The sequence below is a fragment of the Micromonospora sp. IBHARD003 genome (assembly GCF_056106285.1).
Window position 1 is genome coordinate 6026156 of the sequence record NZ_JBWBBX010000001.1, and the last position, 24361, is coordinate 6050516.

The window sequence follows — 24361 nt, forward strand, 5'->3', positions numbered from 1 at the left end:
CCGGCGCGGGCCGGGGAGGGCTTACGGGCCCGCCCCGGCCCGTCGTCGTATGACAGGAGCAGTGAGCGTGCAGCTGGTAGTCGCACGGATCGGCCGTGCCCATGGCATCAAGGGCGAAGTCACCGTCGAAGTCCGCACCGACGAGCCGGAACTGAGGCTCGCGCCCGGAGCCGTACTGAGCACCGACCCGGCCTCGGCGGGGCCGCTGACCATCGAGACGGGACGGGTGCACAGCGGCCGGCTGCTGCTGCGTTTCGAAGGGGTAAGGGACCGCAACGGCGCCGAGGCGCTGCGCAACACCCTGCTCATCGCCGAAGTCGACCCCGACGAACACCCGGACGAGCCCGACGAGTACTACGACCACCAGCTGATCGACCTCGACGTCGTGCTTGCCGACGGCACCGGGATCGGCCGGATCACCGAGATCTCCCATCTGCCCTCGCAGGACCTCTTCATCGTCGAACGGCCCGACGGCACCGAGGTGATGATCCCGTTCGTCGAGGAGATCGTCACCGAGATCGACCTCGAGGCCCAGAAGGCCGTTGTCGCGCCGCCCCCGGGGCTGATCGACGACCGCGCCGAGATCGCTTCGAGCAGGGACGAGGGCGGGGCCTGATGCGGCTCGACGTCGTCACGATCTTCCCCGAGTACCTGGAGCCGCTGAACGTCTCGCTGGTCGGCAAGGCGCGGGCCCGCGGACGGCTCGACGTCCATGTGCACGACCTGCGGACGTGGACGTACGACCGGCACAGCACGGTCGACGACACCCCCTACGGCGGCGGCCCGGGCATGGTGATGCAGACCGGTCCATGGGGAGAAGCCCTCGACGAGATCCTCGCCGACGGCTTCGAGGCCGGGGCGCACGGTCCCGTCATGGTCGTCCCCACCCCCAGCGGCCGCCCCTTCACCCAGGAACTCGCCGTCGCCCTCTCGGAGCGGCCGTGGCTGATCTTCACTCCGGCCCGCTACGAGGGCATCGACCGCCGGGTCATGGACGAGTACGCCACCCGCATACCGGTGCTCGAAGTCTCCATCGGCGACTACGTCCTGGCAGGCGGTGAGGCGGCCGTCCTCGTCATCACGGAGGCGGTCGCGAGGCTGCTGCCCGGTGTCCTCGGCAACGCCGAGTCCCACCGGGACGACTCCTTCGCGCCCGGTGACATGGCCAACCTGCTGGAGGGGCCCGTCTACACCAAGCCGCCCGAGTGGCGCGGCCGTGGCATCCCGGACGTCCTGCTCAGCGGACACCACGGGAAGATCGCGCGCTGGCGCCGGGACGAGGCGTTCCGGCGCACCGCCCAGAACCGGCCGGACCTGATCGAACGCTGCGATCCGTCGCTGTTCGACAAGAAGGACCGGGAAATCCTCTCCATCCTGGGCTGGTCGCCCGTGCCCGACGGCCGATTTTGGCGCAGGCCGCAGGGCGTGGAAGAATAGGCCGCTGCCGTACGTCCGACGTGCGTCCCCTGCCACAGGGGGACACGACGCCCGCTCCGACGCCGCGGCCCCATCTCAACTCCCTATACCGTCGATGACCTGTGGCATCGGCGAAGAAAGCAGACGAACATGTCGCATGTGCTCGACGCCGTCAACGCCGCCTCGCTGCGGACCGACGTCCCGGCCTTCCGTCCCGGTGACACCGTGAACGTCCACGTTCGCGTCATCGAGGGCAACCGCTCCCGTATCCAGCAGTTCAAGGGTGTCGTCATCCGCCGCCAGGGCTCGGGCGTCAGCGAGACGTTCACGGTCCGCAAGGTCTCGTTCTCCGTCGGTGTCGAGCGCACCTTCCCGGTGCACAGCCCGATCTTCGAGAAGATCGAGCTCGTCACCCGTGGTGACGTCCGCCGTGCGAAGCTCTACTACCTGCGTGACCTGCGCGGCAAGGCCGCGAAGATCAAGGAGAAGCGCGAGAACTGAGCTCCGGCTCACACTCACGCAACGCTGAGGACTCATACGGTTCTTACGGAGGCCGGATAGCATCTGGCACCGATGGACACCGAAGCACAGCACACGGAGCGCGACCGCTCCTCCGCCCCGGGGACCGATGCCACCCCACCGGAGGAGAGGTCGCGCTTCGCGCGTGCTCCCGGCATTCTGCGGCGGCTCACACTGCGCCGCGCCGCCGCGCTCGGTGTTCTCGGCGGAGTTTTCTTGCTGCTGCTGAGCCACTTCGCACTGCAGCCCTTCCTGATCCCCAGCACCTCGATGGAGCCGGCCCTGCAGACCGGTGACCGGGTGCTCGTGAACAAACTGGCCTACGGCTTCGGTTCCGGACCGCGGCGCGGGGACGTCGTCGTGTTCGACGGCACGGGGACCTTCGTACCGGAGGGATCCGGCACGAACACGGTCGCCGGGCTGGTGCAAGGGGCAGCGGCCGCCCTCGGTCTGGCCGCGCCGGACGAGACCGATTTCGTGAAGCGCGTGGTCGGAGTCGGCGGCGACCGCGTCATGTGCTGTGACAAGAGAGGAAGGATCTCGGTGAACGGAGTCCCGGTGGACGAACCGTACGTCCGCGTCGGTGACGCTCCGTCCCGGGTGCCTTTCGACGTCGCCGTGCCGCAGGGCACCCTGTTCGTCATGGGGGATCACCGCAGCAAGTCCAGCGACTCCCGGGACCATCTCGGTGGGCCCGGGGGCGGCATGGTGCCGCTGGACGCGGTGATCGGCCGGGCCGACTGGATCGGCTGGCCGGCCGGCCGCTGGTCGGCACTGGGGCCGACCACGGCCTTCGACGCCGTGCCCGCACCCGGCGGCGCCCATGGGTAACCGCGGACGAAGCGGGAGCCACCGGGCCGACACCCGGCTGCCTACCGGCACCCGCCCCACCAACGGGACCCGGACCCTCCCGGGACGTGCGGAACGGCGCAGGCTCGCGCGCAAGGTGAAGGCCCGGCGCCGTCGCTCGGCGGTCAAGGAGATACCCCTCCTGATCGTGGTCGCGCTGATGATCGCGCTCGGACTCAAGACGTTCCTGGTGCAGGCGTTCGTGATCCCCTCGGGATCCATGGAGCAGACGATCCAGATCGACGACCGGGTGCTGGTCGACAAGCTGACGCCGTGGTTCGGCTCCAAGCCCGAACGCGGTGACGTCGTGGTCTTCAGGGACCCGGGCGGCTGGCTCCAGCAGGAGCAGACGCCCGTCAAGGAGGACCCGGTCGTCATCAAGCAGGGCAAGCAGGTGCTGACCTTCATCGGCCTGCTGCCCTCCGAGGACGAGCAGGACCTGATCAAGCGGGTGGTCGCCGTCGGCGGCGACACCGTCAAGTGCTGCGACACCAACGGCAGGGTCACGGTCAACGGCGTCCCGCTGAGCGAGGCGTATCTCCATCCGGGCAACAAGCCGTCGACGATCCCCTTCGACGTGCAGGTCCCGGACGGACGGATCTTCGTGATGGGCGACCACCGGTCCAACTCGGCCGACTCGCGCTTCCACCTCGACGAGCAGTACCGGGGGACCGTTTCCGAGGAAGAGGTCGTCGGACGGGCGGTCGTCATCGCGTGGCCCTTCGACCACTGGAGCAAACTGGAGGAGCGGGGGACATATGCGTCGGTGCCGGACGCGCGTGCCGGGACGGCTACCGCACACGGTTCGTCGCATAGGGTGTCCTCCCAGGATCTCAACGGAACGGTCCTGCTCCCGAGCCCTGCGGAACTCCCGCTCGTTATGGGAGTAATGGGCCTGCGCCGCCTCCGGCGCGGGCAGTCGCACGGAGTGAGGAGTGGATGTGGGGGACTTGGCGGTCGGCGCACGATCCGGACACGGCGAGCCGGAGGAGCGGCCCGAGCGGCGTACTGCGCCATCCCCCGGTCCTGGTCCCGGCGGCCCCGGAGCGTCGGGCGGCTCCGGCGGATCCGGTGGCGCTTCCCGGGACGCTGACGGAGGCCCGCGGGGCCGCGAAGGGGGCCCTGGCCCCACACCCGGCGGCGGCGCCTCGGGCGGCGGCCCGGGAGCCGGTGGCTCCGGGCACTCCGGCGGCGACGACTCGGGCGACCCCGGCTCTTCGGCAAGTGATACGGCGCCCCGGAAGCAGCGGCCCTTCCTCAAGGAACTGCCGCTGCTGATCGGTATCGCCCTGCTGCTCGCGCTGCTGATCAAGACGTTCCTGGTGCAGGCGTTCTCGATCCCCTCGGACTCGATGATGGACACCCTGCAGCGGGGTGACCGGGTCCTGGTCGACAAGCTCACCCCCTGGTTCGGCTCCGAACCCGAGCGCGGTGAGGTCGTGGTCTTCCACGACCCGGGCGGCTGGCTGGAGAACACGGAGACCCCCCAGCCCAACGCCGTGCAGCAGTTCCTCAGCTTCATCGGCCTGATGCCGTCGTCCGAGGAGAAGGACCTGATCAAGCGGGTCATCGCGGTCGGCGGTGACACGGTCGAGTGCAAGCAGGGCGGCAAGGTCACGGTCAACGGCAAGGCACTGGACGAGACCTCGTACATCCGCCCCGGCAGCACCCCCTGCGACGACAAGCCGTTCGGGCCGATCAAGGTGCCCGATGGCCGTATCTGGGTGATGGGCGACAACCGGCAGAACTCGCTGGACTCCCGCTGGCACCAGGAGCTCCCGTTCAACGGCACGGTCCCGGTCGACGACGTCGTGGGTCGGGCGGTCGTGGTGGCCTGGCCGCTCGGACGCTGGGCCACGCTGCCCGTGCCCGGCACCTTCGACCAGCCGGGGCTGAACGCGGCGGCCGCGGTGGCGCCCCCCGCCCTCGGGTTCGTGGGCGCGGTGCCGGCGGTCCTGGTGCTGCGCAGGCGGCGGCAGGCCGGTGCGGGCGCCCCGGTGCGGGCAGCCGTGGGATCACGCGAAGAAGGATGAGGGTCCGGTCGCGGGCCGGGGCATCCGCGGCTCGCGACCACCGTCCGCGTCCGGCCGAGCGGGTCGTATGCACCGGAGCTGTCCTGTGAGACCGGTCTGACCTGTGGACAGAGGGCTGACCCGTGACCCGACCGGCCGGTAGGGTTCCGCTCGGACCAACGAGCGTCGACCTCCGAGGTGGGAGTGCCGGTATGAGCGGAACAGGACGTACGGCACAGGGCAGCGGCCGGCTCGGCAGCGTGCTGTCGGGGCTCGCCGTGGCCGTCGGCTGTGTGCTCTTCCTCGGGGGATTCGTCTGGGGAGCCTTCGAGTACCAGCCCTACACCGTGCCGACCGACTCCATGTCGCCGACCGTCCACCCCGGCGACCGCGTGCTGGCCCAGCGCATCGACGGCTCCGAGGTGAAGCGCGGCGATGTCGTGGTCTTCACCGACAAGACCTGGGGCGATACACCGATGGTGAAGCGGGCCGTCGCCGTGGGCGGTGACACCGTCGCATGCTGTGACGCGGCGGGCAGGCTCAGCATCAACGGCAAGCCGATCGACGAACCGTATCTGCACAGCAAGGGCGAGGGTTCGCCCGAGGCCTTCAGCGCCGAGGTGCCCGAAGGGAAGCTCTTCCTCCTCGGAGACGAGCGCTTGGGCTCCCTGGACTCCCGCAAGCATCTGCAGGACGCGGGCCACGGGGCGGTGTCCCAGAACGATGTCAACGCCCGGGTGGACGCGGTCGCCTGGCCGCTGTCCGGCGGATTCGTGGAGCGGCCGCAGGGCTTCGCGGCACTGCCGGGCGGAGTGTCGCAGCCGGGGCCGGTGAGGCTGGTCCTCGGGTCCGTGGTGCTCGGTGCGCTGCTCGTGCTGGGTGGCGCGGCCCACGGGCCCGTCACCCGGTTCCTCGGCCGGAAGAAGACGCCGCCGACGCGCGACAAGGCGGCTGCGCGTGCCTGAGGACGCACCCGGGCGGCGGGCGCCCGGGGAACTGTCCGGTGACGCGGCCCCGCCCGGTCCCGGGACGGGATCGGAAGACGAGCCGCGCAGGGTCGCCCGGGTGATCCTGCTCGACCCGCAGGACCGCGTTCTGCTGATCCACGGCTACGAGCCGGACGACCCCTCCGACACCTGGTGGTTCACCCCGGGCGGCGGTGTCGAGGGCGACGAGACCCGGGAGGAGGCCGCGCTGCGCGAGCTCGCCGAGGAGACCGGGATCACCGACGTCGAACTCGGGCCGGTGCTGTGGCAGCGCGTCTGCTCGTTCCCGTTCGACGGCCGTCGCTGGTACCAGGACGAGTGGTACTACCTCGCCCGCACCGGGCAGACCGCGACCAGTCTGACCGGTCTCACCGGGCTCGAGCGGCGCAGTGTCGCGGGTCTGCGGTGGTGGACCTCCGAGGAACTGTCGGCGGCGCATGAGACGGTGTACCCGACCAGGCTCGCCGGGCTGCTGCGCACGCTGCTCGACGAGGGTCCCCCGGATGCGCCGGTGATCCTGGCCCCGGAAAGTGCCTAGGGGCGAGGGAGCCTGGCGCACAATAGGGGGACGCACGGCTGAAGGGGAACATGCCATGAGCGCCGAGGACCTCGAGAAGTACGAGACCGAGATGGAGCTGAAGCTCTACCGGGAGTACCGCGACGTCGTCGGTCTGTTCAAATACGTGATCGAGACCGAGAGGCGTTTCTACCTCACCAATGACTACGAGATGCAGGTGCACTCGGTCCAGGGTGAGGTCTTCTTCGAGGTCTCGATGGCGGACGCCTGGGTCTGGGACATGTACCGGCCGGCTCGGTTCGTCAAGCAGGTCCGGGTCCTCACGTTCAAGGACGTGAACATCGAGGAGCTGAACAAGAGCGACCTCGAACTTCCGGGTGGCTGAGTTATCCACAACCGGCGGGTTGTCCACCAAGATCCAACAGCTGGGGTGTGACGCGTCAGAGTCGGTGCCGGAGGTGGTGCCGAATGAACGCGACGGGGGCACTGGGACGGTACGGCGAAGAGCTGGCGGCACGCCGGCTCTCCGACGCCGGCATGATCGTGCTGGCGAGGAACTGGCGGTGCGGACGGGCCGGTGAGATCGACATCGTCGCCCGGGACGGCGATGTGACGGTCGTCTGCGAGGTCAAGACCCGCAGGGGAGCCCTTGGGGGCAGAGGACCCTTCGAGCATCCGATGGCCGCGGTCACACCGGCCAAGGCTGAGCGGCTCAGACGGCTCGCGGCCTGCTGGCTGGACCGTCAGAGCGGGCCGCCGACGGGCGGCGTGCGTATCGATCTCGTCGGCGTGCTGGTCCCCAGGCGCGGTGCTCCGCTCGTCGAGCATGCGCGAGGGGTGGCCTGATGGGATTCGCTCGCACATGCTCGGTCGCCCTGGTCGGGGTCGAAGGGGTGGTCGTCGAGGTCCAGGCAGATCTGGAGCCGGGCGTTGCGGCCTTCACTCTGGTCGGCCTCCCCGACAAGAGCCTCGTGGAAAGCCGGGACCGGGTCAGGGCCGCGGTGGTGAACTCCGACGCGGAATGGCCGCAGAAGAAGCTCACGGTGGGGCTCAGCCCCGCCTCCGTGCCCAAGAGCGGCAGCGGCTTCGATCTCGCCGTCGCGTGCGCAGTACTCGCGGCGGCGGAGCGCATCGACCCGGCGGTGATCGCCGATCTCGTGCTCATCGGGGAGCTGGGGCTCGACGGCAGGGCCCGGCCGGTGCGCGGGGTGCTGCCCGCGGTCCTGGCGGCGGCCGACGCAGGCTACCGGCAGGTGGTCGTCCCCGAGCAGACCGCGGGTGAGGCCTCGCTGGTGCCGGGTGTCTCCGTGCTCGGTGTGCGCAGCCTCCGCCAGCTGATCGCCGTGCTGAACGACGAGCCGGTGCCACTGGAGGAGCCCGACGCCGGAGGGCGGCCGGAAGCGATGCTCGCCGGGATGCTTGTGCCCGGGGCCGGTATCGGCACAGGACTGGTGAGCGGCGGGCGCGGCGGTGGAGGGCATACGCCGGACCTGGCCGAAGTAGCCGGCCAGCACTCCGCACGCACCGCTCTGGAGATCGCGGCCGCCGGAGCGCACCACTTACTGCTCCAGGGTCCGCCGGGCGCGGGCAAGACCATGCTGGCGGAGCGGCTGCCCGGGCTGCTTCCTCCGCTCACGACCCAGGAATCACTCGAGGTCACGGGGGTCCACTCGGTCGCGGGCATCCTGCCACCGGGTGAGCCCCTGGTACGCATGCCGCCGTACTGCGCGCCGCATCACTCGGCGACCATGCAGTCTCTGGTGGGGGGCGGGCAGGGCATGCCGCGACCCGGGGCCGTGTCCCTGGCGCACCGAGGCGTGCTGTTCCTGGACGAGGCCCCCGAATTCTCAGCCAAAGCGCTCGACGCTCTGCGTCAGCCGCTCGAGTCCGGACACGTCGTCGTGGCGCGCAGTGCCGGGGTGGTGCGGCTGCCCGCCCGCTTCCTGATGCTGCTCGCCGCCAACCCATGTCCGTGCGGACGGCACACCCTGCTGGGCAGCGGCTGCGAATGTCCGCCCGCGGTGATCCGCCGCTATCAGGCCCGGCTGTCGGGGCCGCTGCTCGACCGGGTCGACCTTCGCGTGGAGGTGGAAGCGGTCAGCCGGTCCGATCTGCTGGGGCACTCGGGCCGCGGTGAGACCAGCGAGACCGTCGCCGACCGGGTCCGGGAGGCCAGGGCCAGGGCGGCGGCGCGGCTGGAGGGCACGCCCTGGACCGTCAACAGCGAAGTGCCAGGACCTGAGCTGCGCACCCGCTGGCAGGTGGCTCCCGGCGCGCTCGCAGCGGCCGAGCGGGACATGGAGCGGGGGCTCCTCACGGCCCGGGGGATGGACCGCGTCCTGCGGGTCGCGTGGACCGTCGCCGACCTCGCCGGCCACGACCGTCCCGTCACCGAAGACATCGCCCTGGCTCTCCAGCTGCGTACGGGCATCGCACGGGGCGCGGCAGCCTTCGGACGGGCACGGTGACCGCCACCGACGCGCTGCGCGGAGGGCGCGCGCACGACCACGGCCGGTCGTCGAGCCGATGTCCGGGGAGCGGCGGATGAGCGCCCGGGTGAGCGACGAGGAGCGCCTGGCGCGCGCCGCGTTGACGCGGGTGGTCGAACCGGGTGATGAATGCGCCGGGCGATGGCTGCGCCGGTACGGGGCGCTGGAGCTCATGGAGCGGCTCACCGGACCGGTGTACACCGAAGCGGCGTTCCCGGGTGCCGGAGGCCGGCGGATCGAGGGCTACCGGATACGGGCCAACGCGGCCGGTCCGGAGCGGGACCTCGAGACAGCAGCGGCGAGCGGAGCGCGCTTCGTCTGTCCCGGCGATGCGGAGTGGCCGAGCCAGCTCGACGACCTCGGGGACGCGAGGCCCGTGGGACTGTGGCTACGAGGCGGCCCCGACCTGCGAAAATGGGCCCTGCGCTCGGTCGCCGTGGTCGGCGCACGAGCATGCACGCCGTACGGCGCCCATATCGCGGCGAGCCTCGGCTCGGGGCTTGCCGAACGAGGCTGGGTCGTGGTCTCCGGCGCCGCGCACGGAATCGACGGCGCCGTCCACCGAGGGGCTCTTGCGGCCGGGGGAGCGACCGTCGCGGTGCTCGCGTGCGGAGTCGATGTCGCCTATCCCCGCTCGCACGCAGAGTTGATCGGCCGCATCGCCGGACAGGGGCTGGTGATCGCCGAGTTGCCACCTGGTGCCCATCCGACGCGCAGCAGGTTCGTGATGCGTAACCGCGTGATCGCCGCTCTCACCCGGGGCACCGTGGTCGTGGAGGCCGAATACCGCAGCGGCTCGCTGGTCACGGCCCGCGCCGCTGGGCGGCTCGGGCGCTGCACCATGGGCGTTCCCGGCCCGGTGACCAGCGGACTCTCGGCGGGCGTGCATGAACTCCTGCGTACGGAAGCCGTGCTGGTGACCGATGCCGACGAAGTGGTCGAGATCGTGGGGGACATCGGTGAGCTGGCGCCGGCACGCCGCGGCCCGGTGCTGGCGCGCGATCTCCTCGGGCCCTCCGAGACCAGAGTCCTGGAGGCGCTGCCGGCGCGGGGCGCACTCGAAGGACGGGACGTCGCCCTCAGCGCGGGGACCACCACGGACGAGGCTCTCGCCAGGCTGTACGAACTGCAGTCGCTCGGCTTCGTCGAACGGCAGGGCGCCGGCTGGCAGTTGACGCGGCAGGGGACGGACCGGTCGAACACTCGGCGAGGCGGTGCTTGACCTGGGGCATTCGGGTGAAAAGGTGATGCCGACGACCTTCACCGTGGTCCCGGGCCGCCAGACGCAGCAGCTTCCGCCGGTACGCCCGGTTCGAAGGTCTGGCCGACGCCCCCACCCCCACAGGCGCGATCCGCCGCCCTTCGCGCACCGCAACCGTCCAGTCACGCTACGCTCCAGGTTCCCCCACCGGCCATCCGCCCCAGAAAACACGTCCCCTCACTCCCCACAGCAGAACGGCTCAAGGCAACGCATGCCCCAGCACACCTCCGGGTCTGACCGCGCGGCAGTGCCCCCCGCTGCCCGTGGCGCCGTGCGGCCGCCCGCGCCCTCGTCGCTCGACGAGTTGTGGCGGTCGTACAAGACCACCGGCGACGGACGGCTGCGGGAGCAACTGATCCTGCACTACTCACCCCTGGTGAAGTACGTCGCCGGCCGGGTGAGCGTCGGGCTGCCGTCCAACGTGGAGCAGGCCGACTTCGTCTCCTCCGGAGTCTTCGGGCTCATCGACGCCATCGAGAAGTTCGACATCGAGCGTTCGATCAAGTTCGAGACGTATGCGATCACCCGCATCAGGGGAGCGATGATCGACGAGCTCCGGGCGCTGGACTGGATCCCCCGTTCCGTGCGGCAGAAGGCCCGGGCCGTCGAGCGCGCCTACGCCACACTGGAGGCGCAGCTGCGGCGCACTCCCTCCGAGAGCGAGGTCGCCGAGGAGATGGGCATCGGGCTGGAGGAACTGCACTCCGTGTTCAGCCAGTTGTCCCTCGCCAATGTGGTGGCTCTGGAGGAACTGCTGCATGTCGGAGGGGAGGGCGGCGACCGGCTCAGCCTGATGGACACCCTGGAGGACACCGCCGCGGACAACCCGGTCGAGGTGGCGGAGGGCCGGGAACTGCGGCGGCTCCTCGCGCGGGCGATCAACACGCTTCCCGACCGGGAGAAGACCGTCGTCACGCTCTACTACTACGAAGGCCTCACCCTCGCCGAGATCGGCAACGTCCTCGGAGTCACCGAGAGCCGCGTCAGCCAGATCCACACCAAGTCGGTGCTCCAGCTCCGGGCGAAGCTCGCGGACGTCGGCCGTTGACACGTGGCCCCGGCCGATTCGCCGCAGTCCACGTCCGCCGGGGCGGTCCCGCCCTTACAGTGGTTTCGTGCCCAGGATTCGAGCGGCCTCCGTGGCCGAGCACCGGACCATGCAGCGCGGCGCCCTGCTGGATGCCGCGCGATCCCTGCTGTCCGAAGGCGGTACGGACGCACTGACCTTTCCCGCCCTCGCCGAGCGCACGGGTCTTGCCAGGTCGTCGGTGTACGAGTACTTCCGGTCGCGAGCCGCCGTCGTCGAAGAGCTGTGCGCCGTCGACTTCCCGCTCTGGGCCGCCGAGGTGGAGGTGGCCATGGCGGGCGCCGCGACGCCCGCGGCCAAGGTCGAGGCGTATGTACGCCGCCAGCTCGACCTGGTCGGCGACCGGCGTCACCGTGCCGTCGTCGCGATCTCCGCGAGCGAGCTCGACGACGGCGCCCGCGAGAAGATCCGCGCGGCGCACGGCGGTCTCGTCGCCATGATCGTGCAGGCCCTCGAAGAGCTCGGCCACGAGCAGCCCCGGCTGGCCGCGATGCTGCTCCAGGGCATCGTGGACGCCGCAGTCCGCCGTATCGAGCTCGGCGCCGCCGAGGAGCCGTCGTCGATCGCCGAAGCCGCGGTGTCGATGGCGCTCCGGGGCGTCCAGGGCTGACCGCCACCGCAAGGGCCGCCGTCGACTTCACGGCGGAGGGAATGCACCATTTGCCGCCGTCTTTACGGCCGCGCGCCCCGGGCATGGCGGCGTCACCCGCGGTGCGGCTCGCGCTCTCCCACACCGCAGGGGCAGGCTCCACCAGGGGGAGCGCGACCAGATCGCCACCACGGCCCACGTCAGCGCATCGAGCGCATCAGCTCCGGCACGCGCCGCCGTACGCGCCGTCACCACCGTGCGCGCCGACTCCCCCGGCAGCGGCACCCCGAGCACCGGCAGCAGCCGCGAAGGACCGCGCCGCAGCTCCGACGCGGGCAGCAGTGACAGTGGGTCCAGATACGCCGCGCCGCGCCGCAGTCCCCAGTGCAGACATCCCTGCGGACAGTGCGAGGGCCCCTCGGTCCGGACCGCCACCACCTGGCCCTTGGCGACCTCGGTGCCCTGCGGGACCAGCGCCCGCACCGGCTCGTACGTCGTCCGCAGCGCGGGCTCGCCCGTGCCCGTCAAGTCGATCGAGAGCACCCCGCGGCCGGCCACCGCCCCGGCGAACGACACCCGCCCCGCCGCAGCAGCCCGTACCTCGGTGCCAGGCGGTGCGGCGAGATCGACACCGCGGTGTCCCGGTCCGTATGGGCCGGCCGGAGGTTCCCAGCCGCGGACCACCACCGGCCGTGGCGGCCCCACCGGCCATGTGCCGACCGGCACGGCCCAGGCGGTTCCTCCCAGGCCGGCCCACAGCGACGCCACCATGGCGAGGACCCACAGCCGCGCCACCCAAGCCCGCCACACCGGCGCCACCGGGGCCCTCGGCCCCGTCGTCCCCCATACGTGTTTCATGCCCCGACCGTCCCGCACCCGCGGCCGTCCTCGCTGATCATGGACCGGATCTGTGGACAACCGGCCCGTTGTGGACAGCACCGTCACCCGGCACCGCGCCGGTCCCGTACACTTCTTCTGGCGATCCGGGTCACCGGGTCGACTTCGCACGCCCCGCCACCACGCTCTTCAGCGGTCGGTGGCCGCGCCTCTCGGTCCTTCGCGGCACGGCGCGCCGGGGCGTCAGGAACACAACCGAGAAAACTCAAGGAGATACGGCCATGGCCGTCGTCACGATGCGGGAGCTGCTGGAGAGCGGCGTCCACTTCGGTCACCAGACCCGTCGCTGGAACCCGAAGATGAAGCGCTTCATCTTCACCGAGCGCAACGGCATCTACATCATCGACCTGCTCCAGTCGCTGTCGTACATCGACCGCGCCTACGAGTTCGTCAAGGAGACCGTCGCGCACGGCGGCTCCATCATGTTCGTGGGCACCAAGAAGCAGGCCCAGGAGGCCATCGCCGAGCAGGCGACCCGTGTCGGGATGCCCTACGTCAACCAGCGCTGGCTGGGCGGCATGCTCACCAACTTCTCCACCGTCTACAAGCGCCTTCAGCGTCTGAAGGAGCTTGAGGCGATCGACTTCGAGGACGTGGCCGCCTCCGGCCTCACCAAGAAGGAGCTCCTGGTCCTCTCCCGCGAGAAGGCCAAGCTGGAGAAGACCCTCGGCGGCATCCGCGAGATGCAGAAGGTGCCGAGCGCCGTCTGGATCGTCGACACCAAGAAGGAGCACATCGCCGTCGGTGAGGCGCGCAAGCTCCACATCCCGGTCGTCGCGATCCTCGACACCAACTGCGACCCCGACGAGGTCGACTACAAGATCCCGGGCAACGACGACGCGATCCGCTCCGTCACCCTGCTCACCCGCGTGATCGCCGACGCCGTCGCCGAGGGCCTCATCGCCCGCTCCGGCGTGGCCACCGGTGACTCGAAGCCGGGCGACAAGGCTGCGGGCGAGCCGCTGGCCGAGTGGGAGCGCGACCTGCTCGAGGGTGAGAAGAAGGCCGACGAGACCCCGGTCTCCGAGACCCCGGCCGCCGAGACCCCGGCCGCCGAGGCCGAGAAGCCGGCCGAGGCCGCTGCCGAGGCTCCGGCCACGGACGCTGCCGAGGCTCCGGCCGCGGACGCCGAGCAGGCCTGACACCCACAGGTTCGGAAGTGACGGCGGGGGCTTACAAAGCCCCCGCCGTCGACCCGTAGATCGTTCGACTCTTCGACTGCAGAGAGATTCACAGACATGGCGAACTACACCGCCGCTGACGTAAAGAAGCTCCGCGAGCTCACCGGCGCGGGCATGATGGACTGCAAGAAGGCGCTCGACGAGGCCGACGGTAACGTCGACAAGGCCGTCGAGGCACTGCGCATCAAGGGTCAGAAGGGCGTCGCCAAGCGCGAGGGCCGCTCCGCCGAGAACGGTGCCGTCGTCTCCCTGATCGCCGACGACAACGCCTCCGGCGTCATCGTCGAGCTCAAGTGCGAGACGGACTTCGTTGCCAAGGGCGAGAAGTTCCTGGCCGTCGCGAACGCGCTGGCCGCCCACGTCGCCGCCACGAACCCGGCCGACATCGAGGCGCTCCTCGCCTCCGAGATCGAGCCCGGCAAGACCGTCCAGGCGTACGTCGACGAGGCCAACGCCAACCTCGGCGAGAAGATCGTCCTGGACCGCTTCGCCGAGTTCTCCGGTGCGTACGTCACCGCGTACATGCACCGCACCATGCCCGACCTGCCCCCGCAGATCGGTGTGCTCGTCGAGCTCGACAAGCCGAACGCCGAGGTCGCCAAGGGCGTCGCGCAGCACATCGCCGCCTTCGCGCCGAAGTACCTCTCCCGTGAGGACGTCCCGGCCGAGGTCGTCGAGTCCGAGCGCCGTGTCGCCGAGGAGACCACCCGCGCCGAGGGCAAGCCCGAGGCCGCCCTGCCGAAGATCGTCGAGGGTCGCCTCAACGGCTTCTTCAAGGACGCCACCCTCCTGGGCCAGCCCTACGCGCTCGACAACAAGAAGTCCGTCCAGCAGATCCTGGACGAGGCCGGTGTCGCCCTGAAGCGCTTCGCGCGCATCAAGGTCGGCATCTGAGCCGGTACGCGAGCGACACGGGGCCCGATAGGGTTTTCCCAGCAGTCGTAGGCCGCGTAGAAGCCGGACGACCGCAGATCTGACGAGGAGGCCATTGCCGCAGGGACACCAGCACCCATCGGCAGTGGCCTTCTTCGTATGTGCACGAGGAGATCTCCATGAACAAGGGCGCGGACGCCAACCAGGCTGCCGACGACAAGAGCGACCACACCGGCAACAAAGCCGGCCGCTTCATGCTGAAGCTGTCCGGTGAAGCCTTCTCGGGCGGAACCGGTCTGGGCGTCGACCCCGACGTCGTACACGCCATCGCACGGGAGATCGCCGCGGTCGTCCGTGACGGCGCAGAGATCGCGGTCGTTATCGGCGGTGGCAATTTCTTCCGCGGCGCGGAGCTGCAGCAGCGCGGCATGGACCGGGCCCGGTCCGACTACATGGGCATGCTCGGCACGGTCATGAACTGCCTCGCCCTCCAGGACTTCCTGGAGAAGGAGGGAATCGACTCCCGCGTCCAGACCGCCATCACCATGGGCCAGGTCGCGGAGCCGTACATCCCGCTGCGGGCCGTGCGCCACCTGGAGAAGGGGCGCGTCGTGATCTTCGGCGCCGGTATGGGCATGCCGTACTTCTCCACCGACACCACCGCGGCACAGCGGGCCCTGGAGATCGACGCCGAGGCGCTGCTCATGGGCAAGAACGGCGTCGACGGTGTCTACGACTCCGACCCCAAGAGCAACCCGGACGCGGTGAAGTTCGACGCTCTGGAGTACGGCGAGGTGCTCGCCCGGGACCTCAAGGTCGCCGACGCCACCGCCATCACCCTCTGCCGCGACAACTCGCTGCCCATCCTCGTCTTCGAACTGCTCGCGGCCGGCAATATCGCGCGGGCCGTCCGGGGTGAGAAGATCGGCACGCTGGTGAGCGACCAGGGCACCCGGGGCTGACCCGGTCCGACGCCCCGAGAGGGGATGGACAAAGCCCTGCCGGTCGGACACCGTGCAGGGGAACGCGACGCCAAGTTTCCTCCGGCCTCGTACACGTAACGCGCACTCGCAAACCGGACTCGCGGGCACAGCAGTCACACGGGTTCGTAAAGTGAACCGTCACACGTACACGCCGGGCCGACTCAAGACACGCAGGAGCAAGTGGTGATCGAAGAGACCCTCCTCGAGGCCGAGGAGAAGATGGAGAAGGCCGTCGTGGTCGCCAAGGAGGACTTCGCCGCGATCCGCACCGGGCGTGCGCACCCGGCGATGTTCAACAAGATCGTGGCCGACTACTACGGTGCGCTGACGCCGATCAACCAGCTGGCCTCGTTCTCGGTGCCCGAGCCGCGCATGGCGGTGGTGACCCCGTTCGACAAGAGCGCGCTGCGCAACATCGAGCAGGCGATCCGGGACTCCGACCTGGGCGTCAACCCCAGCAACGACGGCAACATCATCCGGGTGGTGTTCCCGGAGCTGACCGAGCAGCGCCGCCGTGAGTTCATCAAGGTCGCCAAGGGCAAGGCCGAGGACTCCAAGATCTCGATCCGTTCCGTGCGCCGCAAGGCCAAGGAAGCCATCGACAAGCTGATCAAGGACGGCGAGGTCGGGGAGGACGAGGGCCGCCGGGCGGAGAAGGAGCTCGACGACACCACCGCGAAGTACGTGGCGCAGGTGGACGAGCTGCTCAAGCACAAGGAAGCCGAGCTGCTCGAGGTCTGATGAACGACTCTTCCTGGGGAGCCCCGCCGAGTGCGGGCTACAGCCCCGGCTACTGGGGGCCGCCCGACCAGCGGGCCGCCCCGGCGGGTCCCGCATACGATGTGCATGACGCCCGGCATACCCGGCCCATGCCCGTCGTACCGGGCGTTCCCGACGCAGGTAGAGACGCAGAAGACCGCGACGACCGCCGCCGGGGGGCTGCTCGATGGAGCGGCCCCCCGGTCCGCGACGAGATGCCGCAGGAGCCCATGCCCATCCCCCCGCCGTCTGCGGCCTCCGAGCCGCCGCAGCCTCCGCAGCCGCCGCAGAAGAAGCGCGCCGGCCGGGATCTGCGGGCGGCCATAGGCGTCGGCGTCGGGCTCGGTGCGGTGATCATCGCTACTCTCTTCGTCGTCAAGGCCGTCTTCGTCGGTGTGGTCGTGATCGCCGTCGTCGTCGGCCTGTGGGAGCTGACCTCGCGCCTCAGCGAGCGCAAGGGCATCAAGGCTCCCCTGGTTCCGCTTGCGGTGGGCGGGGCGTGGATGGTCGTGGCCGGATATGTGCGAGGCGCGGAGGGCGCGTGGGTGGCCACGGCGTTCACCGCGCTGGCCGTGCTGGTCTGGCGGATGACCGAGCCGCCCGAGGGCTACCTCAGGGATGTGACGGCGGGCCTGTTCGCCACGTTCTACGTGCCATTCCTGGCGACGTTCGTGGCGATGATGCTCACCGCGGGCGACGGGGCGCAGCGGGTGTTCATGTTCCTGCTGCTGACCGTGGTCAGTGACACCGGCGCGTACGCGATCGGCTGGCGCTTCGGCAAGCACAAGCTGGCACCCCGCATCAGCCCCGGGAAGACCCGTGAGGGACTGTTCGGGGCAGTGGCCTTCGGGATGGCGGCGGGTGCCCTCGGCATGCCCCTGCTGATCGACGGGGGCACCTGGTGGCAGGGGCTGCTGCTCGGGCTCGCGATTGCGGTCAGCGCGACCCTGGGCGACCTGGGCGAGTCGATGATCAAGCGGGACCTCGGCATCAAGGACATGGGCACGCTGCTGCCGGGCCACGGCGGAATCATGGACCGGCTGGACTCGCTGCTGCCCACGGCACCGGTCGCCTGGCTGTTGTTCGTGGTGTTCGTGGGGGCGGGCTGACGACCGCTCACGGAGCTGGGACGACGGTTTGCCGCCGACGGCCTCCCGGATGAGGTGCTCACAGGCTCATGGGCCCACTGCTTCGGCGGTGGGCCCATCCGTTTTCCTGCGCTTTCCCCAGGTCGGCGGTCCTGTTTCCGAGCGCTCAGTGGTCCTGGGGCCCCGCCCCTGCCGAAGCCTGTTTGCTGTCGTCGCTGAGGAACTTGGTCGCGAGCACGCCCACCACGATCAGGGCGATGCCGGCCCAGGTGGCCGAGTCCTCGAAGATCAGGAGGGCGATGCCCAGCGGGACGAGCAGCCCTGCCAGGGGCAGCAGGAACCCGCTGATCGGCGGCGTTCGCTCGCCGCGCGCCTTCGCCCGCGCGTAGTCCGGGTACCACGCGCTGAACTGGAGGGCCACGATGATCGCCAGGATCGGGATGATCCATTGCGTCCAGATGTTGTCCGGGTTGCGGAGCACGAGATCGCCGAAGGCACCGGCGGCGGCCGCGGCCAGGAAGGCGAGCCCCCAGACACCGGTGATCACGTAGTTGGTGTGCTTGAAGGCCGGGGTGTTCCAGTAGACCGGATCCACCCGTTCCCGCGCGTACTGCAGGGTGAACGGCACCCGCACCGCCATGGAGCCGAACGCGATGAGCACCAGGGCGACGCTCGCGACCTCGTCCGCGTAGTTCTCCAGCCAGAGGTGAGTGCCCTCGTCGGCGATCGCTCCGATGATCGCGAGCACCGCGAAGAAGGCGACGTCGGCCACTTCAAGGATCTTGAGCGAGGTTCCGGGGTGCAGGACCCGGCCCGCGACGACCATGAAGAGCGACACCGCCAGAGCGGTCGCCACCGAGAACTCGAAGCGCCCGGCGCCGGAGAGCAGGGCGAAGATGATCCACGGGGCCATGCCCACGACGGGACTCTCGAGCGCACCCGCCAGCCACTTGCCCGCTGCGGAATCGGCCACGGTGTTCATGGGCGCACCCCTCGGACTGCGACCTGCGGAATTCCAGCCTGACTCCGGAGCCGGGAATGCGCGACAGCGGCGGGGGCGTGGCCGGTCACGGCATCAGGGACATGCCCGGGCATGTGAATGGGGCGGCCTGTCGTCGGGACTCGGCTCGACCGAGCGCCGGCGACAGGCCGCCCCAGGTGATGGTGGTGGTCGGTTCGCTTTTCGCCGTTGCCGACCCGGACCGGGACCATGGGGGGGAGGACGGGGCGCTATGTCACGGCGACGAAGATGATCACAACGTTGTCCACGAAGTCCCTGTGGTCGAAGTCGTTCGCGAAGTCGCAGTGGCGGCCGTCGCGCCAGTCGCTCCGGTGGGAGCAGTAGTCGTCGTTCCTGTGGTCGCTCGCGGCGAACGCCGTGGTCGCCGGCATCACACCCAGTGCCAGCCCTGCTGCCGCTGCCGAGAGCGCGGCTACGATCTTGCGGCGCATTCCCCTGCACCTCCGAGCCTGCTTGATTATCGGATTTTTATGCTTTTCAGCATTTTCTACCCTCCTCTCCGGTTCGTTCGCTGTCAAAGAGAGGCGCGGGGCATCCGGGCAGCAGGACGGGCCTTCCGGCCGTAAGCCCGGCCAGTGGCCACCGGATAGCCGCGATCACCGTCCACGGCCGGCAGCCCCGGGGCACGGAATTTGATCTGCGACACTGGTACGGCCATGCCTAAGCCCGGAGAACTCACTTTCGTCGCGCCCCGTGGAGCCAAGAAGCCACCGCGCCACCTCGCCGACCTCTCGCCCGCCGAGCGCAAGGAAGCGGTGGCCGCCATCGGCGAGAAGCCGTTCCGTGCGAAGCAGCTGTCACAGCACTACTTCGCGCGCTACGCACACGACCCCGGCCAGTGGACCGACATCCCCGCGGCCTCGCGCGAGCGGCTCGCCGCGGAACTGCTGCCCGATTTGATGTCCGTCGTGCGACACATCTCCTGTGACGACGACACCACCCGCAAGACGCTGTGGCGGCTGCACGACGGCACGCTGGTCGAGTCGGTGCTGATGCGCTACCCGGACCGCGTCACCATGTGCATCTCGTCGCAGGCCGGCTGCGGGATGAACTGTCCGTTCTGTGCCACCGGCCAGGCCGGGCTCGACCGTAATCTGTCGACCGCCGAGATCGTCCACCAGATCGTCGACGGCATGCGTGCGCTGCGCGACGGTGAGGTCCCGGGAGGGCCCGCCCGGCTCAGCAACATCGTCTTCATGGGCATGGGCGAGCCGCTCGCCAACTACAACCGGGTCGTCGGCGCCATCCGCCGGCTCACCGACGCCGAGCCGGACGGCCTCGGTCTCTCGCAGCGCGGTATCACCGTCTCCACGGTCGGCCTCGTCCCCGCCATGCTGCGCTTCGCCGACGAGGGCTTCAAATGCCGTCTCGCCGTCTCCTTGCACGCTCCCGACGACGAGCTGCGCGACACCCTCGTCCCGGTGAACACCCGCTGGAAGGTACGGGAGGTGCTGGACGCCGCCTGGGAGTACGCGGAGAGGTCCGGCCGCCGGATCTCCATCGAGTACGCCCTCATCCGCGACATCAACGACCAGGCATGGCGCGGTGACCTCCTCGGACGGCTGCTCAAGGGCAAGCGGGTCCACGTCAACCTGATCCCGCTCAATCCGACGCCGGGATCGAAGTGGACGGCCTCCCGCCCGGAGGACGAGAAGGCGTTCGTCGAAGCCATCGCCGCCCACGGGGTGCCGGTCACCGTGCGCGACACCCGGGGGCAGGAGATCGACGGAGCCTGCGGGCAGCTCGCCGCCTCCGAGCGCTGAACGAACGCACCCGGAGGGGCGCGGGAGCCCCCATGTAATCTGGGCCCCGAACATTCGCATATTCCGACAGGGGAGCGCCACAGCGCTGAGAGTGCGGTGACCGTCAGACCGCAGACCCTCTGAACCTCGCCCGGGTCATTCCGGGTAGGAAGTTCGGACGAGACTCAAGCTGTTGCGCCCTGCCCGGTGCACGGATCCACCGGATCCGCGCACCGGGCAGGGCCGCGTCTCTTCCTGGTCACTCCAGGAGGAAGCTCAGTGAGCACCACCAAGAAGATCACGGTCACCGCGCTGGCCGCGGCCCTCGGCGTCACCACGCTCGCGGCCTGCGGCTCGCAGACCAAGGACAGCGGCTCCGGCGCCGGGTCCAAGACCGTGACGCTCGTCAGCCACGACTCCTTCGCGGCCACCCCCGCGGTGCTCGAGGAGTTCACCAAGCAGACCGGCTACACGGTCAAGGTGCTGAAGAGCGGTGACGCCGTCGAGGCCCTCAACAAGGAGATCCTCACCAAGGGCTCCCCGCAGGGCGACGTGTTCTTCGGCGTCGACAACACCACCCTCTCCAGGGCCCTCGACAACGGCATCTTCACGCCGTACGAGGCCAAGGGCCTGGAGCGCATCCCCGCGGACCTCCGGCTCGACAAGTCCGAGCACCGGGTCACGCCCATCGACAGCGGCGACATCTGCGTCAACTACGACAAGAAGTACTTCGCGGACAAGAAGCTGGCCCCGCCGCAGACCTTCGAGGACCTGGCGAAGCCGGCGTACAAGAACCTCCTCGTGGTCGAGAACGCCGAGCGCTCCTCGCCGGGTCTGGGCTTCCTCCTCGGTACCGCCGCCGCGTACGGGGACAAGGGATGGCAGGACTACTGGACGAAGCTCAAGGCCAACGGCGTCAAGGTCGTCGACAGCTGGGAGCTCGCCTACAACCAGGAGTTCTCCGGTTCCGCGGGAGGCAAGAAGGCCAAGGGCGACCGGCCGCTCGTCGTCTCGTACGCCTCCAGCCCGCCGGTGGAGGTCCTCTTCGCGAAGCCGCAGCCCCAGGAGGCACCCACCGGAGTCGCCACCGGCACCTGCTTCCGCCAGACCGAGGCCGCGGGTCTGCTCAAGGGCGCGAAGAACGAGGCCGGGGGCAAGGCCCTGCTGGACTTCCTGATCAGCAAGAGGTTCCAGGAGGACATGCCGCTCAACATGTTCGTCAACCCGGTGGTCAAGGACGCCAAGGTTCCCGCGCTCTTCACCCGGTTCGGCGCGGTGGTCGACAAGCCGCAGACCATGGCGCCCCAGAAGATCGCCGACAACCGTGACCAGTGGATCCAGTCGTGGTCCTCACTCGTCCTGAAGTAGGCAAGCGCCCCAGAACACCCGGCTCACCCCGGAGACGAGGCGGAAACGCGGCGCGGCTCGCCCTCATGGCCGTGCCCGTCGCGTTCTTCGCGGTCTTCTTCGCCTACCCCGTGGCCGGCATCGTCGGCCGCGGGCTCAGGGCGGACGGCGTGTGGCGGTTCGGCCGGATCGGCGAGGTGCTGAGCCGCCCGGACATCCTGGACGTCCTCTGGTTCACGTTCTGGCAGGCGCTGGCTTCCACCGGACTCACCCTGCTGCTGGCACTGCCCGCGGCCTATGTCTTCGCCCGCTTCGCCTTCCCGGGCAGACAGCTGCTGCGCGCCGTCGTCACCGTGCCGTTCGTGCTGCCGACGGTGGTCGCCGGCACCGCCTTCCTGGCACTGCTCGGGCGTGGCGGGATGCTCGACGAACTGTGGGGGGTACGCCTCGACACCACCGTCTGGGCGATCCTCCTCGCGCATGTCTTCTTCAACTACGCGGTCGGCGTACGGACCGTCGGCGGACTGTGGTCGCAGCTCGACCCGCGCCAGGAGGAAGCCGCGCGTGTGCTCGGAGCCGGCCGGTTCGCCGCCTGGCGGAGCGTCACGCTTCCCGCGCTGACCCCGGCGGTGGCCGCCGCCGCCCTGATGGTGTTCCTGTTCACCTTCACCTCCTTCGGTGTCGTCCAGATCCTGGGCGGTCCGGCCTACTCGACGATCGAGGTGGAGATCTACCGGCAGACCGCCGACCGGCTCGACCTCACGACCGCCGCCGTGCTGACGCTCCTGCAGTTCGCCGCCGTCGGCGCGATCCTCGCCGTGCACGCCTGGACCGTACGACGGCGTGAGACCGCCCTGACGCTCGTCGATCCGGCGCACACCGCTCACCGGCCGCGCGGAGCAGGCCAGTGGGCGCTGCTCGCCGCCGTGCTCATCACCGTCGTCCTGCTGATCCTGACGCCGCTGGGCGTACTGGTCGAGCGGTCCTTCGACGGCCCCGGCGGCTACGGCTTCGACTTCTACGTCGCCCTCCGGTCCGTGGAGTCCAGCGGCGGCACCTTCCTCGTACCACCACTGGAGGCGGTGTGGAACTCCCTGAGCTACGCGCTCGCCGCCACGGCCGTCGCCCTGCTGATCGGCGGACTGGCGGCTGCCGCCCTGACCCGGAAGGCCGGACGGCTGGTCCGCGGTTTCGACGCCCTGCTGATGCTGCCGCTCGGAGTCTCCGCCGTCACCGTCGGCTTCGGCTTCCTGATCACGCTCGACGAACCGCCGCTCGATCTGCGGACCTCGTGGATCCTGGTGCCGCTCGCGCAGGCCCTGGTCGGCGTGCCGTTCGTGGTGCGGACGATGCTGCCCGTGCTGCGTGCCGTCGACGTCCGGCTGCGGGAGGCGGCGACCGTCCTCGGTGCCTCACCGCTGCGCGCCTGGCGCGAGGTCGATCTGCCCCTGGTGCGCCGGGCGTTGCTCGTTGCCGCGGGCTTCGCCTTCGCGGTCTCGCTCGGCGAGTTCGGGGCGACCGTCTTCATCGCCCGGCCCGACAACCCCACCCTCCCCGTGGCCGTGGCGCGGCTGCTGGGCCGCCCGGGCGAGCTCAACTACGGGCAGGCGATGGCGCTGTCCACCATCCTCATGCTGGTCTGTGCGGTGGCCCTGCTGCTGCTCGAACACATCCGGCCCGACCGTTCCGCAGGAGAGTTCTGATGCTGACGCTCAAGGCCGCGACCGTATGGTTCGGGCAGCGGGCGGCACTCGACACGGTGGACCTCGAGGTCGCCGACCACGAGATCGTCTGCGTCCTCGGCCCGAGCGGCAGCGGCAAGTCCACGCTGCTGCGCGCCGTCGCCGGACTCCAGCCGCTGTCGGGCGGCCGGGTCCTGCTCGGCGGAGCGGACCAGACGGACGTGCCGGTGCACCGGCGCGGAGTCGGCCTGATGTTCCAGGACCATCAGCTCTTCCCGCAGCGCGACGTCGCCGGCAACGTCGCCTTCGGGCTGCGCATGCACGGTGTGTCCAGGGCGGAGCAGCAGCGCCGGGTGGCGGAGCTGCTCGACCTGGTCGGCCTCCCCGGCGCGGGCAGGCGGGCGGTGGCGTCCCTGTCCGGCGGCGAACAGCAGCGCGTCGCCCTGGCCCGGGCGCTCGCCCCCCGCCCCAGGCTGCTGATGCTCGACGAGCCCCTCGGGCAGCTCGACCGTACGCTCAGGGAACGGCTGGTCGTGGAACTGCGCGGCCTCTTCGAGAGCTTGGGCACCACCGTGCTCGCCGTGACGCACGACCAGGGCGAGGCCTTCGCGCTCGCCGACCGGGTCGTGGTCATGAGGGACGGCGCGATCGCCCAGTGCGGAACCCCGCACGAGGTGTGGCAGCGCCCGGCCTCCGCGTTCGTCGCCCGCTTCCTCGGCTTCGACAACGTGGTGTCCGGGGAGGTGAACGGCCGGGCCGCCGACACCCCCTGGGGCAGGATCCCGGTGCCGGACGGCTCCCCGCAGGGCCCGTGCGAGCTGCTGGTCCGCCCGGCGGGTGTCCGCCTGGACGCTCCCGAGGACGGCCTGGCGTGCGACGTGGTCTCGCGTACCTTCCGGGGCGCGCACGCCACCGTACGGCTGCGGCCGGAGAGCGGGCCTTCGCTGGAGGCCGAGTGCCGGCTCGCCGACGCCCCCGAGCCGGGCACCCGGGTCGGCGCGGCCTTCCTCGCGGACGAGGTGGTGCTCCTGCCGGCACCCGGGCCGGCCGTCCCCTGAGGAGG

The 24361-nt window shown here is 70.2% G+C and carries 26 protein-coding genes; 23 read left to right on the plus strand and 3 right to left on the minus strand.

What is annotated here, in order from left to right:
- Positions 1-67: 67 nt before the first annotated feature.
- The 14 genes from rimM (at position 68) to ACTWOL_RS26900 (ending at position 11746) form a co-directional block, all read left to right on the plus strand.
- The gene (gene rimM, locus ACTWOL_RS26835; RefSeq protein ID WP_474299350.1) at positions 68-616 is read left to right on the plus strand and encodes a ribosome maturation factor RimM; all 549 of its coding nucleotides are present in this window, start codon (positions 68-70) and stop codon (positions 614-616) included.
- Positions 616-1437, plus strand: a complete 822-nt coding sequence (gene trmD, locus ACTWOL_RS26840; RefSeq protein WP_474299351.1) for a tRNA (guanosine(37)-N1)-methyltransferase TrmD — start codon at positions 616-618, stop codon at positions 1435-1437. The genes rimM and trmD overlap by 1 nt, the downstream gene beginning before the upstream one ends.
- A gap of 129 nt (positions 1438-1566) precedes the next feature.
- A complete protein-coding gene (gene rplS / locus ACTWOL_RS26845; protein ID WP_462749288.1) occupies positions 1567-1917 on the plus strand; it encodes a 50S ribosomal protein L19 in 351 nt (116 codons plus the stop codon).
- 72 nt (positions 1918-1989) lie between these two features.
- Positions 1990-2766, plus strand: a complete 777-nt coding sequence (gene lepB / locus ACTWOL_RS26850) for a signal peptidase I (protein ID WP_474299352.1) — start codon at positions 1990-1992, stop codon at positions 2764-2766.
- Entirely contained in the window at positions 2759-3877 is a 1119-nt protein-coding gene (gene lepB, locus ACTWOL_RS26855; protein ID WP_474299353.1) for a signal peptidase I, read from the plus strand. The genes lepB (ACTWOL_RS26850) and lepB (ACTWOL_RS26855) overlap by 8 nt, the downstream gene beginning before the upstream one ends.
- A 181-nt stretch (positions 3878-4058) precedes the next feature.
- Complete coding sequence (gene lepB / locus ACTWOL_RS26860) at positions 4059-4817, plus strand: signal peptidase I (RefSeq protein ID WP_474301270.1); 759 nt, start codon at positions 4059-4061, stop codon at positions 4815-4817.
- 191 nt (positions 4818-5008) lie between these two features.
- Complete coding sequence (gene lepB, locus ACTWOL_RS26865) at positions 5009-5761, plus strand: signal peptidase I (RefSeq protein WP_474299354.1); 753 nt, start codon at positions 5009-5011, stop codon at positions 5759-5761.
- A complete protein-coding gene (locus ACTWOL_RS26870; protein ID WP_474299355.1) occupies positions 5754-6320 on the plus strand; it encodes an NUDIX hydrolase in 567 nt (188 codons plus the stop codon). The genes lepB (ACTWOL_RS26865) and ACTWOL_RS26870 overlap by 8 nt, the downstream gene beginning before the upstream one ends.
- Before the next feature lie 55 nt (positions 6321-6375).
- Positions 6376-6684, plus strand: coding sequence for a DUF2469 domain-containing protein (locus tag ACTWOL_RS26875; protein ID WP_003965949.1), 309 nt, complete (start codon positions 6376-6378; stop codon positions 6682-6684).
- A gap of 83 nt (positions 6685-6767) precedes the next feature.
- A complete protein-coding gene (locus ACTWOL_RS26880) occupies positions 6768-7145 on the plus strand; it encodes a YraN family protein (protein WP_474299356.1) in 378 nt (125 codons plus the stop codon).
- Positions 7145-8767 carry a YifB family Mg chelatase-like AAA ATPase gene (locus ACTWOL_RS26885; protein ID WP_474299357.1) on the plus strand — a complete coding sequence of 541 codons (1623 nt, stop codon included), beginning with the start codon at positions 7145-7147 and terminating at the stop codon, positions 8765-8767. Before ACTWOL_RS26880 ends, ACTWOL_RS26885 begins: the two co-directional genes overlap by 1 nt.
- Positions 8768-8843: 76 nt before the next feature.
- The gene (gene dprA / locus ACTWOL_RS26890) at positions 8844-10010 is read left to right on the plus strand and encodes a DNA-processing protein DprA (protein ID WP_474299358.1); all 1167 of its coding nucleotides are present in this window, start codon (positions 8844-8846) and stop codon (positions 10008-10010) included.
- Between the two features lie 250 nt (positions 10011-10260).
- On the plus strand, positions 10261-11097 hold the full coding sequence (whiG, locus tag ACTWOL_RS26895; protein ID WP_474299359.1) for an RNA polymerase sigma factor WhiG: 837 nt from the start codon (positions 10261-10263) through the stop codon (positions 11095-11097).
- Between the two features lie 67 nt (positions 11098-11164).
- Positions 11165-11746 carry a TetR/AcrR family transcriptional regulator gene (locus ACTWOL_RS26900; protein WP_474299360.1) on the plus strand — a complete coding sequence of 194 codons (582 nt, stop codon included), beginning with the start codon at positions 11165-11167 and terminating at the stop codon, positions 11744-11746.
- 27 nt (positions 11747-11773) lie between these two features.
- Here ACTWOL_RS26900 and ACTWOL_RS26905 read toward each other — a convergent pair whose 3' ends face one another.
- A complete protein-coding gene (locus ACTWOL_RS26905) occupies positions 11774-12583 on the minus strand; it encodes a M23 family metallopeptidase (protein WP_474299361.1) in 810 nt (269 codons plus the stop codon).
- 260 nt (positions 12584-12843) lie between these two features.
- Here ACTWOL_RS26905 and rpsB point away from each other — a divergent pair, with 260 nt between their 5' ends.
- The 5 genes from rpsB (at position 12844) to ACTWOL_RS26930 (ending at position 17527) form a co-directional block, all read left to right on the plus strand.
- On the plus strand, positions 12844-13764 hold the full coding sequence (gene rpsB / locus ACTWOL_RS26910; RefSeq protein WP_474299362.1) for a 30S ribosomal protein S2: 921 nt from the start codon (positions 12844-12846) through the stop codon (positions 13762-13764).
- Between the two features lie 96 nt (positions 13765-13860).
- Positions 13861-14697 (plus strand): translation elongation factor Ts, encoded by an 837-nt coding sequence (gene tsf / locus ACTWOL_RS26915; protein WP_474299363.1) that lies wholly within the window; start codon positions 13861-13863, stop codon positions 14695-14697.
- Positions 14698-14855: 158 nt separating this feature from the next.
- Positions 14856-15638, plus strand: coding sequence for a UMP kinase (gene pyrH, locus ACTWOL_RS26920; RefSeq protein ID WP_474299364.1), 783 nt, complete (start codon positions 14856-14858; stop codon positions 15636-15638).
- A gap of 204 nt (positions 15639-15842) precedes the next feature.
- Positions 15843-16400: a ribosome recycling factor gene (gene frr / locus ACTWOL_RS26925; RefSeq protein ID WP_474299365.1), complete on the plus strand. Its 558-nt coding sequence runs from the start codon at positions 15843-15845 to the stop codon at positions 16398-16400.
- 248 nt (positions 16401-16648) lie between these two features.
- A complete protein-coding gene (locus tag ACTWOL_RS26930) occupies positions 16649-17527 on the plus strand; it encodes a phosphatidate cytidylyltransferase (RefSeq protein ID WP_474299366.1) in 879 nt (292 codons plus the stop codon).
- 145 nt (positions 17528-17672) lie between these two features.
- On the opposite strand, the gene ACTWOL_RS26935 is transcribed toward ACTWOL_RS26930, so the two are convergent.
- Positions 17673-18488, minus strand: coding sequence for a hypothetical protein (locus ACTWOL_RS26935; RefSeq protein WP_474299367.1), 816 nt, complete (start codon positions 18486-18488; stop codon positions 17673-17675).
- Between the two features lie 248 nt (positions 18489-18736).
- Positions 18737-18958 carry a hypothetical protein gene (locus ACTWOL_RS26940; protein WP_474299368.1) on the minus strand — a complete coding sequence of 74 codons (222 nt, stop codon included), beginning with the start codon at positions 18956-18958 and terminating at the stop codon, positions 18737-18739.
- A 225-nt stretch (positions 18959-19183) separates the two neighbouring features.
- Between ACTWOL_RS26940 and rlmN the strand changes: the two genes are divergently transcribed.
- The 4 genes from rlmN (at position 19184) to ACTWOL_RS26960 (ending at position 24356) form a co-directional block, all read left to right on the plus strand.
- The gene (gene rlmN, locus ACTWOL_RS26945) at positions 19184-20290 is read left to right on the plus strand and encodes a dual-specificity RNA methyltransferase RlmN (protein WP_474299369.1); all 1107 of its coding nucleotides are present in this window, start codon (positions 19184-19186) and stop codon (positions 20288-20290) included.
- A 258-nt stretch (positions 20291-20548) separates the two neighbouring features.
- Positions 20549-21637, plus strand: a complete 1089-nt coding sequence (locus ACTWOL_RS26950) for a thiamine ABC transporter substrate-binding protein (RefSeq protein WP_474299370.1) — start codon at positions 20549-20551, stop codon at positions 21635-21637.
- Between the two features lie 65 nt (positions 21638-21702).
- The gene (locus ACTWOL_RS26955) at positions 21703-23319 is read left to right on the plus strand and encodes an ABC transporter permease (RefSeq protein ID WP_474299371.1); all 1617 of its coding nucleotides are present in this window, start codon (positions 21703-21705) and stop codon (positions 23317-23319) included.
- Complete coding sequence (locus tag ACTWOL_RS26960; protein WP_474299372.1) at positions 23319-24356, plus strand: ABC transporter ATP-binding protein; 1038 nt, start codon at positions 23319-23321, stop codon at positions 24354-24356. Before ACTWOL_RS26955 ends, ACTWOL_RS26960 begins: the two co-directional genes overlap by 1 nt.
- Positions 24357-24361: the final 5 nt, after the last annotated feature.

Bases quoted from the DNA above. Each gene is read 5' to 3' on its own strand.
- trmD (WP_474299351.1), top strand. From the start codon at position 616: ATGCGGCTCGACGTCGTCACGATCTTCCCCGAGTACCTGGAGCCGCTG.
- rplS (WP_462749288.1), top strand. From the start codon at position 1,567: ATGTCGCATGTGCTCGACGCCGTCAACGCCGCCTCGCTGCGGACCGAC.
- lepB (WP_474299352.1), top strand. From the start codon at position 1,990: ATGGACACCGAAGCACAGCACACGGAGCGCGACCGCTCCTCCGCCCCG.
- lepB (WP_474299353.1), top strand. From the start codon at position 2,759: ATGGGTAACCGCGGACGAAGCGGGAGCCACCGGGCCGACACCCGGCTG.
- lepB (WP_474299354.1), top strand. From the start codon at position 5,009: ATGAGCGGAACAGGACGTACGGCACAGGGCAGCGGCCGGCTCGGCAGC.
- ACTWOL_RS26875 (WP_003965949.1), top strand. From the start codon at position 6,376: ATGAGCGCCGAGGACCTCGAGAAGTACGAGACCGAGATGGAGCTGAAG.
- ACTWOL_RS26880 (WP_474299356.1), top strand. From the start codon at position 6,768: ATGAACGCGACGGGGGCACTGGGACGGTACGGCGAAGAGCTGGCGGCA.
- ACTWOL_RS26885 (WP_474299357.1), top strand. From the start codon at position 7,145: ATGGGATTCGCTCGCACATGCTCGGTCGCCCTGGTCGGGGTCGAAGGG.
- dprA (WP_474299358.1), top strand. From the start codon at position 8,844: ATGAGCGCCCGGGTGAGCGACGAGGAGCGCCTGGCGCGCGCCGCGTTG.
- whiG (WP_474299359.1), top strand. From the start codon at position 10,261: ATGCCCCAGCACACCTCCGGGTCTGACCGCGCGGCAGTGCCCCCCGCT.
- ACTWOL_RS26905 (WP_474299361.1), bottom strand. From the start codon at position 12,583: ATGAAACACGTATGGGGGACGACGGGGCCGAGGGCCCCGGTGGCGCCG.
- rpsB (WP_474299362.1), top strand. From the start codon at position 12,844: ATGGCCGTCGTCACGATGCGGGAGCTGCTGGAGAGCGGCGTCCACTTC.
- tsf (WP_474299363.1), top strand. From the start codon at position 13,861: ATGGCGAACTACACCGCCGCTGACGTAAAGAAGCTCCGCGAGCTCACC.
- pyrH (WP_474299364.1), top strand. From the start codon at position 14,856: ATGAACAAGGGCGCGGACGCCAACCAGGCTGCCGACGACAAGAGCGAC.
- ACTWOL_RS26930 (WP_474299366.1), top strand. From the start codon at position 16,649: ATGCCCATCCCCCCGCCGTCTGCGGCCTCCGAGCCGCCGCAGCCTCCG.
- ACTWOL_RS26935 (WP_474299367.1), bottom strand. From the start codon at position 18,488: ATGAACACCGTGGCCGATTCCGCAGCGGGCAAGTGGCTGGCGGGTGCG.
- ACTWOL_RS26940 (WP_474299368.1), bottom strand. From the start codon at position 18,958: ATGCGCCGCAAGATCGTAGCCGCGCTCTCGGCAGCGGCAGCAGGGCTG.
- rlmN (WP_474299369.1), top strand. From the start codon at position 19,184: ATGCCTAAGCCCGGAGAACTCACTTTCGTCGCGCCCCGTGGAGCCAAG.
- ACTWOL_RS26955 (WP_474299371.1), top strand. From the start codon at position 21,703: ATGGCCGTGCCCGTCGCGTTCTTCGCGGTCTTCTTCGCCTACCCCGTG.
- ACTWOL_RS26960 (WP_474299372.1), top strand. From the start codon at position 23,319: ATGCTGACGCTCAAGGCCGCGACCGTATGGTTCGGGCAGCGGGCGGCA.